Here is a 15,415-nt window from a genome sequence, read left to right as displayed (position 1 = left end):
TGACGATCCTTACTGACCAGTCGTCGGCGCTGCGGCGCTCCACTCGCGAAGAGCGGTATCGAATGCAGCCTTGCCATCCGCACCCTTTTGCAGGGTCAACAGCGCGCGGCGACCGTTGCGGTAGGAGACGGGGATGTCGATCCAGTCACGCGTCCGCATCAGTTCCAGATTGGTCTTCAAAGCATCCGGGAAGTCGTTGAGCGCGATCATGTGGAAATCGTCGGTGATCTTGGCCGGAACCGCGATCAGCGCGTTGCCACGATCCTGCTCGGTGCTTTTCATCGCAATGCGCTGAACGCTGTCGATAGCGCCGCCTTCGAAACCGGCACCAACCGAGAAGACGATCTCGACCAGATGGCTGGCTGGCAGCGATGGGTCTGTGTTGCGCTTGAAGGTGATCAAAGCGCTGAGGCCACGTCCTGGGATGGTGATCTGACCCTGAACGGTGGCAGAGGGCTTGCCTTCGGCATCTGCTTCATTTTGCAGCGACCAGGAGACGGTGCCTTCGATGGCCGTCGGCACGGTCTGGCCCAGCACCTCTTCGTAGAGGAACATGCGGTGGCCGGAAGCGGCGGCGGCGGCTGGCTGTTGGGCTGCTGCCTGACCCGAGGCGGCAGGTGTTCCCGCAGCCGGTGTCTGTCCTGCCGGAGGCGCGGCTTCAGTCTGCTGGTAGACAGACTGGCCTTCAGCCGTCACAGGCTGGCCGTTCGCGCCGGGGCCTGCACCCTCATCCTTTTCGCTCCCATCCGCCAGAAGGCGCTGGGTGAACTTGGTGCCGGTGACTGAACCATCATCCGTTGCTGCCGGAGGAGTCTGCGTCGCTGGCTGCTGGGCATTGGTGCTTGGCTGTGCAGGCGTGGTCGTCGCCGGTGTATTCGGCTGGTTGGACGCGGTTTCCGTTGGCTGCGTGGACGTGGTGCCGGTCTGTGCCGATTGCACAAGGCCGCCCACCATGTCGTTCAGCGCTTCACGGTTGGTCCACAGCGCATAGGCGCCACCGGCCAGAAGCACGACGCCGCAGAGCGACAGGACGATGGCTGCATAGTTCCGGCGTGGCTTCTTCTTGGTGCGATAAGCAGCAGCAGGAATGCCATCTGCCGCAAGACCCGATTCGAAATCGCTCTTGCCTGCGTTACCCGAGTTGTTGCCGGACGCGCCATCATAACCGATCAGCTCTTCCAGATCGTCCCAGGGCGTGCGCTCGGCGTCACCCTTCTGGCCGGGCTGCGGCGCGAAGGGATCATTGTCGGCGCGGGGAAGGCCCGGGCTGGTCTTTGGTGGCAGATCGAGCGCCGTATCCTGAAAATAGGTGGAATAGTCTTCGACAACAGCAGGCGACTGCTTCTGTGCCTCGGCCTTATGCTCCGGCTGGCCGTAATCCGCATCGGAAAATGCCGGGGCATCGCCGAAATGAACATCGTCAGAGCGCTTTTCTGCCTGCTCCGGCTCGGCATTCACGTCCTGATAATAGGGGGATGGTGCGGCGTAGCTGGCTGCATAGGGCAGGGGCGTGTTTTCGTGGAAAACTTCGCTGTCGTCGGCGCGGTGTGTTGGTTCGTGATGAGGCTCAGCGGCTGGCTGCTGGGCAATCTCTTCGTCCTGCTGGTGCGCCCAAGCTGGCTCGGCGACCGTGTCCTGACCTGCCCAGTTTGCATGGGCGTGGTCTTCCTCCGCAACCGGCTCTGGCTCTGCTTCGGCAACGGGCTCGTAATGCTCGTCGGCGTAGCGCGGCTCTTCTTCCTTTGTGGTGAAATAGGAAGTCGCTTCCGGCTCGGGCTCCGGCTCGTGACGGGCATATTCCGGCTCTACCGGTTCCGGTTCGGCATAAAGCTCTTCAGCTGCCGTCTCTGGCTGCTGATGATAGGCCGCATAGTTTGGTTGATGCTCTTCCTCGACCGGGGCGACAGGCTCCGGCTCGACGGCAACGGGCTCGTCCTCATGCTGGCGCTGTTCTTCAGCGACATCTTCCTCGTAATAGGGCGAGGAGACATCGGCTGCGACCGGAGCTGCTGCCGGTGCGGCATACTCCTGCTCGTCTTCCAGTGGTGGAAGCGCCTCGGAATATTCGCCCTCGACTTCGGCAATGGCCGTGTCCAGCTTGAGGATTTGCCGCTTCAACAATTCTTCTGGCGGGCGCGGCTTCATGTTTTCGAGCTGGCGCACGACTGCGCTACGCGCCTTGTCGTACACCTTTGCCCGGTTTTCGGGAGTATTGTTCGCCAAGCCATCCACGGCCTTGCGAATGACTGCTACAAAATCCGCCATAAGCACTTTCTCGTCGAGGCCAGCGACGTACTGGCCCGATATGGTTTATGAAACTCGATCGTCGAGGACATTAATCCTCAAATGGATCAGTCACAAGTATTGTGTCATCTCGCTCAGGGCTTGTGGAGAGCAGTGCCACCGGCGCGCCGATCAACTCTTCGACCTGACGGACGTATTTGATAGCCTGAGCAGGCAAATCCGCCCATTTGCGGGCGCCGACGGTGGATTCTTTCCAGCCTTCGAGCGTGATGTAGATCGGCTCGACCCGTGCCTGTGCACCCTGGCTTGCAGGAAGATGTTCGATTTCCTGCCCGTCCAGCTTGTAACCAACGCAAATCTTAAGCTCTTCGAGACCGTCGAGAACGTCGAGCTTGGTCAGTGCGATGCCGGTGATGCCATTGGTTGCGACCGACTGGCGAACCAGTGCAGCATCGAACCAGCCGCAGCGGCGCTTGCGGCCCGTCACGGTGCCGAATTCATGACCCTTTTCGCCTAAGAACTGGCCGATTTCGTCGTTCAGTTCCGTCGGGAAGGGGCCTTCGCCAACACGAGTTGTGTAAGCCTTGGTGATGCCGAGGATATAGCCGAGCGAGCCTGGACCCATGCCGGAACCAGCAGAAGCCTGTCCGGCCACGGTGTTGGACGATGTTACATAGGGATATGTGCCGTGGTCGATATCGAGCAGCGAGCCCTGAGCGCCTTCGAACAGAATGCGTTCGCCAGCGCGGCGCTTCTTGTCGAGCAGCAACCAGACGGTTTCGCTGAAAGGCAGAATGCGCTCAGCAACCGATGTCAGCTCGTCCATGATCGTTTCATGGCTGACTTCCGCCGCACCAAAGCCGCGACGAAGCGCGTTGTGGTGGGTGAGGATGCGGTCGACCTTGGCTGACAGCGCTTCCTTGTCTTCCAGATCCATGACGCGGATGGCGCGACGACCGACCTTGTCTTCATAGGCAGGGCCAATGCCGCGGCGCGTCGTGCCGATCTTGGTGCCGCTGTTGGAGGCGGCGTCTTCGCGCATGCCGTCCAGTTCGCGGTGCAGAGACAGAATGAGGGTGGCATTGTCTGCAATGCGCAGGTTTTCAGGCGTGACCTTCACGCCCTGCGTCTCGAGACGACCGATTTCGGCGATCAGCGCATGTGGATCGACCACGACGCCATTGCCGATGACGGCGAGCTTGCCGGGGCGCACGACACCGGAGGGCAGAAGCGACAGCTTGTAGCTGACGCCATCAATAACAAGCGTATGACCTGCATTGTGACCGCCCTGATAGCGCACGACGACGTCAGCGCGCTCCGACAGCCAGTCAACGATCTTACCCTTGCCTTCATCGCCCCACTGCGAGCCGACCACCACGACATTCGTCATTTCTTGCTTTCCTGCTCATGGCGCCAAAACGCCTAACTCAAACCCGCGAATGTATACTGCGTTGTTTTGCGGAAAGCGACCCTGTTTATGCGGCGAAACTTTGCTTTTTCCGAGACATTTCAGTTTGGAAGCCATTTGTTAACCACTATCGGCGCTTGCAGAACGCGAATCGGCGGTGCAGAACAGCGACGGTTGTTCATCTGAAAGTCGAATATCCCCGTGTCATCCAGAGCCTATCTCGTTTTGATCATCGCCACGATCTGCTGGGGTGGAAACGCCGTGGCCGGAAAACTGGCCGTCGGGCATGTCAGCCCCATGGTTCTGACCTTTCTCAGATGGACGCTGGCGGTTGCCATCATCACCGCCATTTCCCTGCCGCAACTGGTGCGCGACTGGCCGGTGGTGAAGACACGACTGCCCTACTTCTTCGTGCTGGGGGCGGTGGGTTACACCTGCTTCAACGCGGCACTTTACACGGCGCTGAAATATACCTCCGCCATCAATGTCGCGGTCATTCAGGCCGGTATCCCCATGGTCATTTTCGGCCTGAATTTTCTGCTGTTCCGCACGCGGGTCTTTGCCGGGCAGATCATCGGTTTTGTTCTAACGATTGCGGGGGTGGGGCTTTTGGCATCCCACGGCGACCTCATGTCGTTGATCCAGCTGGACATGAATATTGGCGATGCAATCATGCTGCTCGCCGTTCTGTCCTACGCCATCTACACAGTCATTCTGCGCTGGAAGCCGCAGGTCAACTGGCGCACGCTGATGGCCATTCCGGCCATGGCGGCTTTGATTTCGTCGGTGCCTCTGCTGTTTTGGGAAATGTCGCAGGACGCAGCGCTCTGGCCAGATACCAAAGGCTGGGCGATTACGCTTTATACGGCGATTTTTCCGTCGCTGGTCGCACAGATATTCTTCATTCTGGGCGTGGAGCGCATCGGCCCCAATCGGGCGGGGCTTTTCATCAACCTCATCCCCGTCTTCGGCACGCTTTTGTCGGTCGCCATCATTGGCGAAACCCTTCACCCCTACCAGATCATCGCCTTGTTTCTGACGCTGGGCGGCATTGCCGTGGCGGAAAGAAAAAAACCGCCGGTTCCCTGAGGGGGAAACGGCGGCAAGTCAGTCATGAACTTTGAATTGGTGTGAGGCGCTTGGCGCGGACGCGTTACTTGGCGGCCTGTGTCTGGTCGAAACTGCCGAAATATTGATCCAGCGCTGAGAACGTCTGTTGACGCGAAACATCGATATTATCTGCGCTGGCAAGCGGCGGGATGGATGTGACGGCGTCGCGTTCGATGGCTGCAAATCCGCGCGCAAAACCGCCGGGGCCTGCTGCATCGGCATGGGTGGAGACGGAGGCGATAACGGCGCCGCAGATGGCGGCAGCAAAGAGTTTCTTCAGCATGATCTTACCCCGTTTTTGCGTCAGCCAGCTTGCCCGCCGGTCTTTTCCGCGTTTCGTCTTTGCTGCAGATTTTCCATCCGCCGCCAGTGATGACGACATTACCGGGCAGTCTTTTCAGGGGCTTTAAACCGATAGCTACAATTTTATCGGTCTTTATTTTTAATGCGATCTATCGCGATTTTTTTGAAAATCTCGAGAATGGGATCAGTTTTTCTGCTGGGACATCACATCGCTGGCGCGGCTGGCGAGGTTTTTGCGTCCGTTTTCGCCGGATGCAGTGGCAAGCATGGCTGGAATAGGGGAAGCGTCGCCTTCCTGCGCGGCAGTCAAAGCAATCATGCGCGCGGCAATCTGGGAGATTTCCTTTCGAATGGCCTCGTCATTTCCATTGCCCCTGCCGTTCAGCAGTCTTTCCGTCAGAGCCGTGCCCTGATTGCGAATGTCTTCTATTTCGCGGGCAATCTGGTCCGGCGTTTGTGCCGTCGCCCCAAGCTGGATCAGCGGGGCGGCGGTGGCAGCTGCGGCGTCGACAGTGCTGGGTTCCGCACCCGTAGAGAGGCGCTCCTTAAGCCGGGCGACTTCCTGCGCACGGCGTTCCAGCAGCATTTCATTGTCGGCATTGCGGGCCGCTTCCTGCGCCAGTTGCTCTTCGAGGCGGGCGATCTTGCGGCTTTCGCGGCTCATATGGGTGGCGGCTTCGCGGTTCTTGGCGGTTGCTTCGTCAAGTTCCTTGGTGATCGTTTCGCGTTCCTTGCGCCATGTCGCCGTCTTGTGCTTGGCCTGCTCCACCTCGATGTCGCGGGCGGAGAGTGCAATCTTCAGATCATCCAGTTCCCGCGAAATGGCGCTGACACGTTTCGTCAGGTTGGAGATTTCCTGCGTGCGGGCAAGTGCTGTCTCTTCGGCGTCGTTGAGTGTCGCTTTAAGGCGGGCTGCGGCATCTTCGTGACGGCGAGCCTTTGCGCGTAGATCGCTCGCCTCCAGCGTCATCTGTTCGAGTTGCGCTTTCTGCTCACGGGTTTCGGTCAGAAGGCGGCTGGCATCGCTGGCGGCGGTGTCGTTTCTGAATTTCAGCGCCAGCGCCTTTTCGCGCTCGGCATCCAGTTCCTGCCGGGTGCGGGCATTCTCGGCGGCATAGAGCGCGCGTGCCATGTCTTTCTGGGCGCGCACTTCCTGCGGGCTAATCGGCATCGTCGCCTGCAGGCGCTTTTCCGTGTAGACCACGATACGGCGGTGAATGGCCGGTGCCATCAGCGAAACCAGCAGAATGGCGGAGAGAAAACCCAGGCCGAAAAGAATGGCGTACTCGATCACGCAGGTCGTCTCCACTCAAAGTAACGCAAAGGTGAACTCAAATCGGGTGCATCGCAGTGCGGCTCATTCAAACTGGCGCGAATCATGCCACGCCAATCTTGCGCCAGGCCTTATCCATCATGGATGCAGCTGGCGCCATTTTACGCGAATATGTGTCGAATGCGAATCAGAAAGGATTCCAGGTCGGCTGCTGCGTCAGCTTCAGATAGCCGACATTGATGCCCAGACGCGCGCCGATGCCGGTTCTGATCGGGGCAATGGTGACATCGCTGTTTTTCAGCACGGTCATGCCGACGCCGGCGACGATGAAGGCAGAACCGCTGACACCACCGTAACGACGGTAAAGCGCATCGACTGCCGGAAGATTATAGACCAGCATCATGGCGCGTGTGCCCTGGCCACCGTAATCCAGCCCCAGCGACGGACCCTGCCAGAACACCGGGTGCTGGCCTGCATTCTTGGTATAAAGCTGGCCTTCGCCATAGGTCAGACCGGCTACGAAAGCGCCAGAACCTTCCTGGCCGAGAATATAGCCGTTTGGCAATCCATATTGCTGGAAGGCGCGTTCCACCACCTTTGCCAGTCCTCCGGTGGTTTCACCGAAAAAGCCGTGGCCAGCGTCAATGATTTCCTGAAAGGAGTATTGATCGCTGCTCTGGGCAGAGGCCTGCGCGGATGACACGCAAAGGCTTGCGAGTACCACGAAAATCTTTACCAGTCCGAGGCGTGCGATGGTGCGGAGTTCGTTAGGTCGCATCGTCAATTCCGTCCGTCTGTTTCGTTCGTTTTGTCCTGTTAAGACATTTGGCATTTTGAAACCATGATATTAACAATCGGTTTACCAAATATGGTGTCATTATGGCTTAATAACTTCCACACCGTCCGCGCAGCCTTGCGCAGGAGAGAATTTTATGACGAGCAAACCCAATCTGACGCTGTCCGGCCCCGATCTGGCGGCGCTTCTGTGCAGTCGCGTGTGCCATGATGTGATCTCGCCGGTGGGCGCCATCAACAACGGACTGGAGCTTCTGGACGAAGGTGGCTCGGACGAAGATGCGCTGGATCTCATCCGCACATCGGCGCTCAACGCCTCGGTTCGCCTGAAATTTGCCCGTCTTGCCTTCGGTGCCTCCGGTTCTGCCGGTGCTTCCATCGACACGGGCGAAGCGGAAAAGGCGGCTAAGGATTTTGCGGCTGCGGAAAAGAAGGCGGAAGTCAGCTGGAGCGGCCCACGCGCCATCGTGCCGAAGAACCGCGTGAAGCTGCTGCTCAACCTGTTCCTCGTTGCTTACGGTGCCATTCCGCGCGGTGGCAATGTGGATGTCATTTTGGAAAACCCGGAAACGGACGCCCGATTCGAAATCACCGTCAAAGGCCGCATGATGCGCGTGCCAGCCAAATTCGCGGCCCTTTCCGAAGGCACCGAAGAAGAAGCCGTCGATGCCCATTCCGTTCAGCCCTATTACACGCTGCTGATGGCGCAAGAAGCGGGCATGAAGATCGAATACAAGGTCCATGAAGACCGCGTCGTGTTTACGGCAGTGACGGTATCGGAGGGTGTTGCGTAGTTAATTTGTCAAATCGCCGCGTGCTAAATATCTCTCAAAGCCTTGATCTCTACGTATGCATTGCATAGTATGCTCTGCATATATAGCAGATTGAGGTTTTGGTATGATCGGAAAATTTGAAGAACTCACTCTACTAGCGCTATTGCGCTCTGGGCCAAATTCCAACGCTGCTAAGGTATACAATGTCCTCGAAGGAGGCGTATCTTCTCCTCCGCCATTTGCTGCGCTTTATACTGCCTTAGACAGAATGGTAAAAAAAGGCATGATTTCCGAGGTGTCTGACACTTCTGACAAGCGTGCTAGACGGCTTTTCACTATAACTGGTGAAGGCCGTCATGCGCTTGACGAGGCACTTACTGCAACGCGTGCTCTCGGCGGGAACGTGTGGGGCACTGAAGTGCTGGGTGGTGCCAATGGCTGATTTTCTCTCAATATTTGAAGGCGCGATTGGTAGCTTAGCTAAAAATACCCCTGAAAATCGGCGCAAGATCTATAAAACAGGCACCGAGGCAGTGGTGTGTCAACTCGACAAAATAAAGCCAAACATAACGAATGAGCTATATCAGAGCCAGCTGTTTAAACTGGAAACTGCAATACGGCAGTGTGAACTGAAATATACTAAAGATGCACCCAGTTCCGTGACGTTGTTGTTTGATATTGATCCTGAAAAGCATGTTGTATTCAGTGGGTACGGCCCAAATTTTTCTGACTCGAACCAGACAACTAAGGCTATGAAACGGAGTGCGTACTTCGTTGAGTTGACTTTGCCATCTGATATAAGCTCAGATTTCATCAACAACATGGAAGATATATTTCTAGAGCGCTGGGTGCCTAGGTACGGACTGCGGCGTGCTCGTTGGATTTGGCATACACAATGCTATGGCTTTATTATTAGAAATTGGTTTGAGCATATTTTGCTGATTGCAGAGCGTGTGATGAAGCTCAAAAGTGGTTCATCCTGACCTGACATCTAAACAAGCAGCAAATCCACAAAATGCCTCAAAACAAAAAAACCGCCGGAGGAGGGCGGTTTTTTCGTTTGCGGGTATGCTTGGGAGGATATCAGGCTGTTTCGAGATATTCGGTCGCGCCATCCGGCTCGCGCAGAACATAGCCACGGCCCCAGACCGTTTCGATGTAGTTTGCGCCGCCAGCGGCATTGGCCAGCTTCTTGCGCAGCTTGCAGATGAAGACGTCGATGATCTTCAGTTCCGGCTCGTCCATACCGCCATAGAGGTGGTTGAGGAACATTTCCTTGGTGAGCGTGGTGCCCTTGCGGAGCGAAAGCAGCTCCAGCATCTGGTATTCCTTGCCCGTGAGGTGAACGCGCTGGCCGCCGACTTCAACGGTCTTGGCATCCAGGTTCACGATCAGCTCGCCGGTGGAGATAACCGACTGGGCATGGCCCTTGGAGCGACGAACAATGGCGTGAATACGGGCGACAAGCTCATCCTTGTGGAAAGGCTTGGTCATGTAATCGTCTGCGCCGAAACCGAGGCCGCGAACCTTGTCTTCAATACCGGCCATGCCGGAGAGAATGAGGATCGGCGTCTTGACCTTGGAGAGGCGAAGCGTTCTCAGCACCTCGTAACCCGACATGTCGGGAAGGTTGAGGTCGAGCAGAATAATGTCGTAATCGTAGAGCTTTCCAAGGTCCACGCCTTCCTCACCGAGGTCGGTCGTATAGACGTTGAAACTTTCAGACTTCAACATCAGCTCAATGCTCTGAGCTGTCGCGCTGTCGTCTTCGATGAGTAGAACCCGCATAATTATCCCCTTTGCCGCCCGCGGAAGGTAAATGATTGCCCTTTGCGCGATACGGATCCAGTCGTTGCCTGATTTGCAGGCTGCCACCAAATGGTTAACAAATTCTAATTACCTTTGGCAAGGTGTGCAGAATTTATTAAATAATGGCTCCAGTCTACTGTTATTCAACGCGAATCCGCATCACCAAACTTGAATCATAACGTGAACAAATCCCGCTAAGTGACTCAATCGACTCTTACATTGTCGTGCCCGTGTTTTTTCGGGCTTGGCATTTACCGACCTTTAAATGATCTGCCTTATCATTAACGATGCCCGTAAACGAAAGGTTAACGACGCCATTTTTTTATTAACGTCGGGTAACTTTTCAGAATCATTCCGGCACAGCCGGGGTGAAGGGTCGGTTCCAGTTTTGACCGGGGTCTCGCTATCCACGGAGTATTGCGTATGAAGTCGCGTGACAGCCTAGTTCGCCTGAAGGAATTTCAGGTCAACGAAAAACGTCGTCAGTTGCAGCAATTGCAGTCGATGATGTCCGAATTCGAACGAATGGCCAAGGAATTGGTCCATCAGATTTCTCTGGAGGAGAGCAAATCGGGAATTACCGATCCTACGCATTTCGCCTATCCGACCTTTGCGAAAGCAGCCCGCCAGCGTGCGGATAATCTGCAGGTTTCCATTCGTGAATTGAAGATGCAGGAAGAAGCGGCAGAAGCGGTTCTGGAAGAAGTCCAGGCCGAGTACGAACGAGCAGCTGCTCTGGAAAATCGCGACGTTGCGATTCGTGCACGCGCCTGACACATAAAGAAAGAAACGAATCGTCCTCATTGACGGTGGCCAGTGGATCAGGAGGCTGCTTTCAATGACGCGACGCCGTGTCTATTCGCCGTTGTGATCTTTGATCCGCCCGGCGCAATCGTTTCTCAATAACCTACTGACAAAAAGCCGCCCGATGTTCGGGCGGTTTTTTTGTGCCTGTGAGATTTATCGATTATGCTCATTTTCAGAATGATGACATAAGCGGCGGGAATGAAGGGCTGAATGTGATGAGCGAAACTTCAAAACCATTTTCCGCACCAAAAATCACCCGTGGCTCCTGCCTGTGCGGCAACGTGCATTGGGAATTTCGCGGCGAAATCATCGATGCCACCAGCTGCAATTGCACAGCCTGCCGCCGTTATGGTGTGCTTTGGGCCTATGATTATGACGGGCACGGCATTTCCGTAGAAGATCCTAAAGGCCAACTGGTCGGCTACCAGCGCGGATCGAATGTTCTGTCGTTCAATTTCTGCAAGGTCTGCGGCAATCTGGTTTCATGGCGAGGGACCGTGGTGCAGGATGATGGTCGGGTGCGAATTGCCGTTAACCTTCGGCTGGCTGAACCGGATGATGTCGCGCATATACCGGTCGTGCGCTTGGAGGGCCTCCACAGTTTCAAGGATTTGCCGATGGATGGTCGCACCGTGGGTGATATCTGGTACTGATCAGCCCGAAATCACATCCGCCCAATCGGCATGTCGCAATGCCTGCGCCTTGAAGAAAGGACAAAGCGGCATGATTTTCCAGCCACCCTTGCGGGCCTCTTCGACGGCGTGAGCGGCAAGCGCCTGGCCAACGCCTTTACCACGCAGTTCGTCGGGAACACCGGTGTGGTCGATGATGACGAGTGTGGGTGAAACGCGCGAAAACGTCATCTCACCGACATGGCCATCCAGCGTTGCCGCATACCGGCCTTTTGATCCTGTTTCGGATGTGGAAATCTGCATCTGCTCAACTCCGTTTATATTGAGCGGAGTTTATAAGCTTGTCCGAAAAAGAAAATGCGGGGAAGTGTGAACGGTCTGGGCTCAGATTGGATCGTGCGTTGAAAACAAATCAGCGCCACGCATTCCCCGAAATCTTTGAGGAAAGGTGACGCTCGATCTTTGTCGTCGATATCCCCTTTGGAAGGGGAAAGCGCAAACTAGTGGCGGTATTGCTGAATGCGCGTGGTGCGCAGACCTGCAAGGCCGTGGTCACTGATGGAAGACTGCCAGGAGAGGAATTCCTCCACTGTCAGCGTGTAACGTTCGCAGGCTTCCTCGAGGCTCAATAGTCCTCCTCGTACCGCGGCGACAACCTCTGCCTTTCGACGAATGACCCAGCGGCGCGTGTCCGCAGGGGGCAAGTCGGCAATCGTTAGAGGGCTGCCATCGGGGCCGATGACATATTTAACTCGTGGGCGTATCATTTCGGTCATTGGACACTCTACACAAACTCAAGACCATATGCAGACGCACTTTAGGACCGTACCTTTAAAAATTACCTAAGCAGTCAGAGACAATTTATTAAGAATTTGAATGGTTTCGCCTGATTTGTTCGAGCTTTGCTGGATTCTTGTGCCAAAAAGAAAATTCATTTTGTTGTTTTTTGTGCCAACTCTTGTCCGATCAAGTCATTTCCGAATTTCGTAATATTCATCTGTAGTTAGCAATCGGCAGAAACTGGCCTTTGCCAGTATAGCGCCTTGGCCGACTTGGCCGGACTTCATGCGCCTGCCGTTTTCTTGACGAAACGACAGGCGCAAACGGCGATTTAAAGCATCGTCAAGGAGACTTCCGTCTTTCCTGGACCATAGGCCAGCTGGCAGGTGCCGCTATGCGCCAGCGAAATACGGTCATTCTCGGTCAGAGCCGCGATGAAGCTGACGGATTGCAGGCTGTTCGCCGCCGATGTCGTACCGTTCAGCGCCAGTGCACTGGTGGTGCCATTGATCCTGATGCTGACCGTGTGGCCCGATGATGAAACGACGGCAAGCGAAAGAGTGATGAGATAGGTGCCACTTGCCGGCACCTGCAATTCCTTCAGTGTGCCGGTGACGACATTGCCCAGCACAAAGCCGCCTTGCTGGACCGTGAGGTCGGTAAAGCCCGAAACCGATCCGGCGGCATGGGAAACATTGCCCGCTGCGCGTCCCGCCCGCACCAGAGGTCGGGCTGGCATGGACACGACACCGGAACCGGAAATCGACAAGGCCGTGCTCCAGTTTGCGCCATCCGCCGAGGTCTTGATCGAGAAACGGTCGTTTCCGGCCAGCCCCATTTCCGCACGGCCACCCCAGCCGGATTGAAACAGCAGCGACGCCGTATCGCCCGATGTTGCCTTGTTGACTTTCACCTGATGCCCGCCGCCGGAGGGCGCATTGGTAAACAGGCTGGCGGCGGAGGAGACGATCAGCCTGTTTCCCGCATCCGCCGTGGCATTGATACCCAGTTGCTGAAAGGAAGCCGTGTCGGGCAGGGGAGTGTCCTGCCATTCTCCGTCGCGCAGCACTTTTATGCGGCCGGTCTCGGCAAAGCAGGCGCGCCAGCCGTCTCGGGGAGAAATGTAAATCCACGCATCATCCTGGCGGAAGGCAAGGTGGCCTGCCTTTTGCGCCCAGTCTCCCGTGGGACTGGTGGCGATCAGAAAGCAGTCACCGTCTCCGACTGTCTGCGGTGGTGCTGCCACTTCGCTGTGGATGACGAGCTGGGTGATCGCATCCAGCCTTTGCAGGGCTTCGTTATGGGTGACGTGTTTTTGCGCCTGCGATGGCAGAATATAGGGAAGTTCAAGTCTTGATGTCTGTTCAGTCATGGTTCGATCTCCTTTGCGCTGGAGATTGTGCGGCCATGCCGGAGCCCGTGAATGAAAATGCGAAAATAAATTTTAAGGAGCGGCGCCCCAGGCAATGAAATCGGGATTTGCCAGGCCGTCTTGGTCGCCATCATTGAGCTCATAGCGCAACGGCATGCCCGCCATATCGAGCGTTATGCCCCCGGCGGCGCGCAAAACGGCGTCACCTGCTGCGGTGTCCCACATCATGGTCCGGCTGAAGCGCGGGTAAACATCTGCCGCGCCTTCAGCCAGCATGCAGAATTTGAGGGAGGAGCCGATGGAAATGCTGTCGATCAGACCATGTTCTGCCACGAAGGCCTCCGTCTTCGGCGTGCAGTGCGAGCGGCTGATGACGGCAATCGGAATGGTCGGCTTGGCGCGGCAGCGCACCTTGCGCGCCTCTGTCTGCTCGAACTCATCCGAAACCTGTACCTTGCAGGCCACATTGCCATCGCCTGTCCACAGCACTTTGAGCGCCGGTGCATAGACCACGCCGAGAACCGGCGCACCGTTGCGGACGAGCGCGATGTTGACGGTGAAATCCTGCTTGCCAGAAATGAATTCCTTGGTGCCATCAAGCGGGTCGACCAGAAAAAATTCGTCGCCTGCCTCTGGCACGATGCCGTTGGCGGCAGCTTCTTCGGCAATGACGGGGATATGAGGAAAATGCTCGGCCAGCGCATCCAGTATGATCGTCTCGGCGCGCTGGTCCGCCTCGGTGACGGGGGAGCAGTCATTCTTGTAGGTCACATGCGGACCGGCGTCGTGGACCGACATGATCTCTCTGCCCGCCTTCAACGTGGCCGCTGTTAATATTTCGAGCATCGAAGTCCCTTTTGCCGGTGGCCGGACGCGTCGTTCCGACGAAAACGACATAAGCTTTCAAAGCGCAATTTACAACGCAACCGGTTTCTGGCGCAGGCATGAAAATAGAGGGCGCTTGGCAGGATTTTGCGATGATGAGGCGCTTTTTGTGGCAGTTTCTGCCAAAATTATGATCGTTGTGAGTGCTGAGGAAGCATTCAATGTGGAAATTCCAAATAAAAAGCTGTTTTACAGATTTTTGACTTCACATTTCGCCTGAACGCGATATGGATTTCAACCAAGGGGGACAAAAAATGCAGCCCCCGGAATCAACATAAACGAGACCTGTTCCGTTGAGAGTAGGTCCGGGGGAAAGATATGGAGTACTTTATCCAGCAGCTCATAAACGGGCTGACTCTTGGATCGATCTATGGCCTTATCGCTATTGGCTATACGATGGTTTACGGCATTATCGGCATGATCAACTTCGCCCATGGCGATATTTTCATGCTCGGCGGCTTCGCTGCCCTGATCGTCTTCCTTATTCTCACATCGTTTTTTGCAGGCATTCCCGTCGCGATTCTGCTTCTGGTGATGATGGTCGTCGCCATGCTGATGACCGGCCTGTGGAACTGGGCAATCGAGCGCGTGGCCTACCGCCCTCTGCGCGGCTCTTTCCGCCTTGCGCCGCTGATTACGGCTATCGGCATGTCGATTGCGCTGTCCAACTTCATTCAGGTGACGCAGGGCCCGCGCAACAAGCCGATCCCGACGCTTGTAACGGAAGTGTACCATTTCGGCGCCATCACCATTTCGCTGAAGCAGCTATTGATCGTGGTGATCACCTCGGTTTTGCTGCTCGCCTTCTGGTATATCGTCAACAAGACGCCGCTTGGCCGCGCACAGCGCGCAACCGAGCAGGACCGCAAGATGGCGGCTCTTCTGGGTGTTGACGTCGATCGCACGATTTCCATCACCTTCGTCATGGGTGCTACGCTGGCTGCCGTCGCAGGCTCCATGTATCTGATGTATTACGGTGTTGCCTCGTTCAACGACGGCTTCATTCCGGGCGTCAAGGCTTTCACAGCTGCTGTTCTGGGCGGCATTGGTTCGCTTCCGGGTGCGGTGCTGGGTGGTTTGCTCATCGGCCTCATTGAAAGCCTTTGGTCTGCCTATTTCTCCATTGCCTACAAGGATGTTGCAGCCTTCGGAATTCTCGCTTTCGTGTTGATTTTCAAGCCGACCGGTATTCTGGGCCGTCCGGAAGTCGAGAAGGTTTAAGAT

General features: G+C 56.2%; 18 protein-coding genes. 8 read left to right on the top strand and 10 right to left on the bottom strand.

The features are described 5' to 3' along the window. Window positions 1-9 precede the first annotated feature (9 nt). Both ABUK73_RS12070 and ABUK73_RS12065 read right to left on the bottom strand, forming a co-directional pair. Window positions 10-2,265: a hypothetical protein gene (locus tag ABUK73_RS12070; protein WP_353577474.1), complete on the bottom strand. Its 2,256-nt coding sequence runs from the start codon at window positions 2,263-2,265 to the stop codon at window positions 10-12. A gap of 70 nt (window positions 2,266-2,335) precedes the next feature. Then, window positions 2,336-3,634, bottom strand: a complete 1,299-nt coding sequence (locus ABUK73_RS12065; RefSeq protein WP_353577473.1) for an adenylosuccinate synthase — start codon at window positions 3,632-3,634, stop codon at window positions 2,336-2,338. Between the two features lie 219 nt (window positions 3,635-3,853). Here ABUK73_RS12065 and ABUK73_RS12060 point away from each other — a divergent pair, with 219 nt between their 5' ends. Further along, window positions 3,854-4,741 (top strand): DMT family transporter, encoded by an 888-nt coding sequence (locus tag ABUK73_RS12060; protein WP_353577472.1) that lies wholly within the window; start codon window positions 3,854-3,856, stop codon window positions 4,739-4,741. 64 nt (window positions 4,742-4,805) lie between these two features. Here the strand turns inward: ABUK73_RS12060 and ABUK73_RS12055 are convergent, their stop codons facing one another. The 3 genes from ABUK73_RS12055 to ABUK73_RS12045 all read right to left on the bottom strand — a co-directional run bounded on the left by ABUK73_RS12055 (window position 4,806) and on the right by ABUK73_RS12045 (window position 7,122). Continuing rightward, window positions 4,806-5,045 (bottom strand): hypothetical protein, encoded by a 240-nt coding sequence (locus ABUK73_RS12055; RefSeq protein WP_353577471.1) that lies wholly within the window; start codon window positions 5,043-5,045, stop codon window positions 4,806-4,808. A gap of 204 nt (window positions 5,046-5,249) precedes the next feature. Beyond that, window positions 5,250-6,359: a coiled-coil domain-containing protein gene (locus tag ABUK73_RS12050; RefSeq protein WP_353577470.1), complete on the bottom strand. Its 1,110-nt coding sequence runs from the start codon at window positions 6,357-6,359 to the stop codon at window positions 5,250-5,252. 166 nt (window positions 6,360-6,525) lie between these two features. After that, on the bottom strand, window positions 6,526-7,122 hold the full coding sequence (locus ABUK73_RS12045; protein WP_162727840.1) for a DUF1134 domain-containing protein: 597 nt from the start codon (window positions 7,120-7,122) through the stop codon (window positions 6,526-6,528). Between the two features lie 148 nt (window positions 7,123-7,270). Here ABUK73_RS12045 and chpT point away from each other — a divergent pair, with 148 nt between their 5' ends. The 3 genes from chpT to ABUK73_RS12030 all read left to right on the top strand — a co-directional run bounded on the left by chpT (window position 7,271) and on the right by ABUK73_RS12030 (window position 8,889). Beyond that, a complete protein-coding gene (gene chpT, locus ABUK73_RS12040) occupies window positions 7,271-7,927 on the top strand; it encodes a histidine phosphotransferase ChpT (RefSeq protein WP_353577469.1) in 657 nt (218 codons plus the stop codon). Between the two features lie 103 nt (window positions 7,928-8,030). Next, the gene (locus ABUK73_RS12035) at window positions 8,031-8,348 is read left to right on the top strand and encodes a PadR family transcriptional regulator (RefSeq protein WP_353577468.1); all 318 of its coding nucleotides are present in this window, start codon (window positions 8,031-8,033) and stop codon (window positions 8,346-8,348) included. After that, window positions 8,341-8,889, top strand: a complete 549-nt coding sequence (locus ABUK73_RS12030; RefSeq protein WP_353577467.1) for a hypothetical protein — start codon at window positions 8,341-8,343, stop codon at window positions 8,887-8,889. The genes ABUK73_RS12035 and ABUK73_RS12030 overlap by 8 nt, the downstream gene beginning before the upstream one ends. A gap of 100 nt (window positions 8,890-8,989) precedes the next feature. Here ABUK73_RS12030 and ctrA read toward each other — a convergent pair whose 3' ends face one another. Continuing rightward, window positions 8,990-9,694, bottom strand: coding sequence for a response regulator transcription factor CtrA (gene ctrA / locus ABUK73_RS12025; RefSeq protein WP_042617459.1), 705 nt, complete (start codon window positions 9,692-9,694; stop codon window positions 8,990-8,992). A 444-nt stretch (window positions 9,695-10,138) separates the two neighbouring features. Here ctrA and ABUK73_RS12020 point away from each other — a divergent pair, with 444 nt between their 5' ends. Beyond that, on the top strand, window positions 10,139-10,489 hold the full coding sequence (locus ABUK73_RS12020) for a flagellar export protein FliJ (RefSeq protein WP_113088855.1): 351 nt from the start codon (window positions 10,139-10,141) through the stop codon (window positions 10,487-10,489). A 248-nt stretch (window positions 10,490-10,737) separates the two neighbouring features. Continuing rightward, entirely contained in the window at window positions 10,738-11,175 is a 438-nt protein-coding gene (locus ABUK73_RS12015; protein WP_353577466.1) for a GFA family protein, read from the top strand. Here ABUK73_RS12015 and ABUK73_RS12010 read toward each other — a convergent pair whose 3' ends face one another. From ABUK73_RS12010 to cysQ, 4 genes are all read right to left on the bottom strand, one after another. After that, window positions 11,176-11,457 carry a GNAT family N-acetyltransferase gene (locus tag ABUK73_RS12010; protein ID WP_353577465.1) on the bottom strand — a complete coding sequence of 94 codons (282 nt, stop codon included), beginning with the start codon at window positions 11,455-11,457 and terminating at the stop codon, window positions 11,176-11,178. It abuts the gene before it with no gap. Between the two features lie 197 nt (window positions 11,458-11,654). Next, window positions 11,655-11,930, bottom strand: a complete 276-nt coding sequence (gene sciP, locus ABUK73_RS12005; protein WP_027675777.1) for a CtrA inhibitor SciP — start codon at window positions 11,928-11,930, stop codon at window positions 11,655-11,657. Between the two features lie 335 nt (window positions 11,931-12,265). Next, window positions 12,266-13,306, bottom strand: a complete 1,041-nt coding sequence (locus tag ABUK73_RS12000; protein WP_353577464.1) for a DUF2793 domain-containing protein — start codon at window positions 13,304-13,306, stop codon at window positions 12,266-12,268. A gap of 72 nt (window positions 13,307-13,378) precedes the next feature. Then, window positions 13,379-14,152: a 3'(2'),5'-bisphosphate nucleotidase CysQ gene (cysQ, locus tag ABUK73_RS11995; RefSeq protein ID WP_353577463.1), complete on the bottom strand. Its 774-nt coding sequence runs from the start codon at window positions 14,150-14,152 to the stop codon at window positions 13,379-13,381. On the opposite strand from cysQ, the gene ABUK73_RS11990 reads away from it, so the two are divergent. Together ABUK73_RS11990 and ABUK73_RS11985 are read left to right on the top strand one after the other, a co-directional pair. Beyond that, window positions 14,103-14,411: a hypothetical protein gene (locus ABUK73_RS11990; RefSeq protein ID WP_353577536.1), complete on the top strand. Its 309-nt coding sequence runs from the start codon at window positions 14,103-14,105 to the stop codon at window positions 14,409-14,411. The two genes, cysQ and ABUK73_RS11990, sit on opposite strands and share 50 nt — an antisense overlap. Window positions 14,412-14,509: 98 nt before the next feature. Beyond that, window positions 14,510-15,412, top strand: a complete 903-nt coding sequence (locus tag ABUK73_RS11985; RefSeq protein WP_353577462.1) for a branched-chain amino acid ABC transporter permease — start codon at window positions 14,510-14,512, stop codon at window positions 15,410-15,412. Window positions 15,413-15,415 lie beyond the last annotated feature (3 nt).

This window comes from Agrobacterium vacciniicorymbosi (genome assembly GCF_040427045.1).
GTDB lineage: Bacteria > Pseudomonadota > Alphaproteobacteria > Rhizobiales > Rhizobiaceae > Agrobacterium.
Note: the sequence above shows the minus strand (reverse complement) of the source record. Positions and strands in the feature narration are given on the sequence as shown.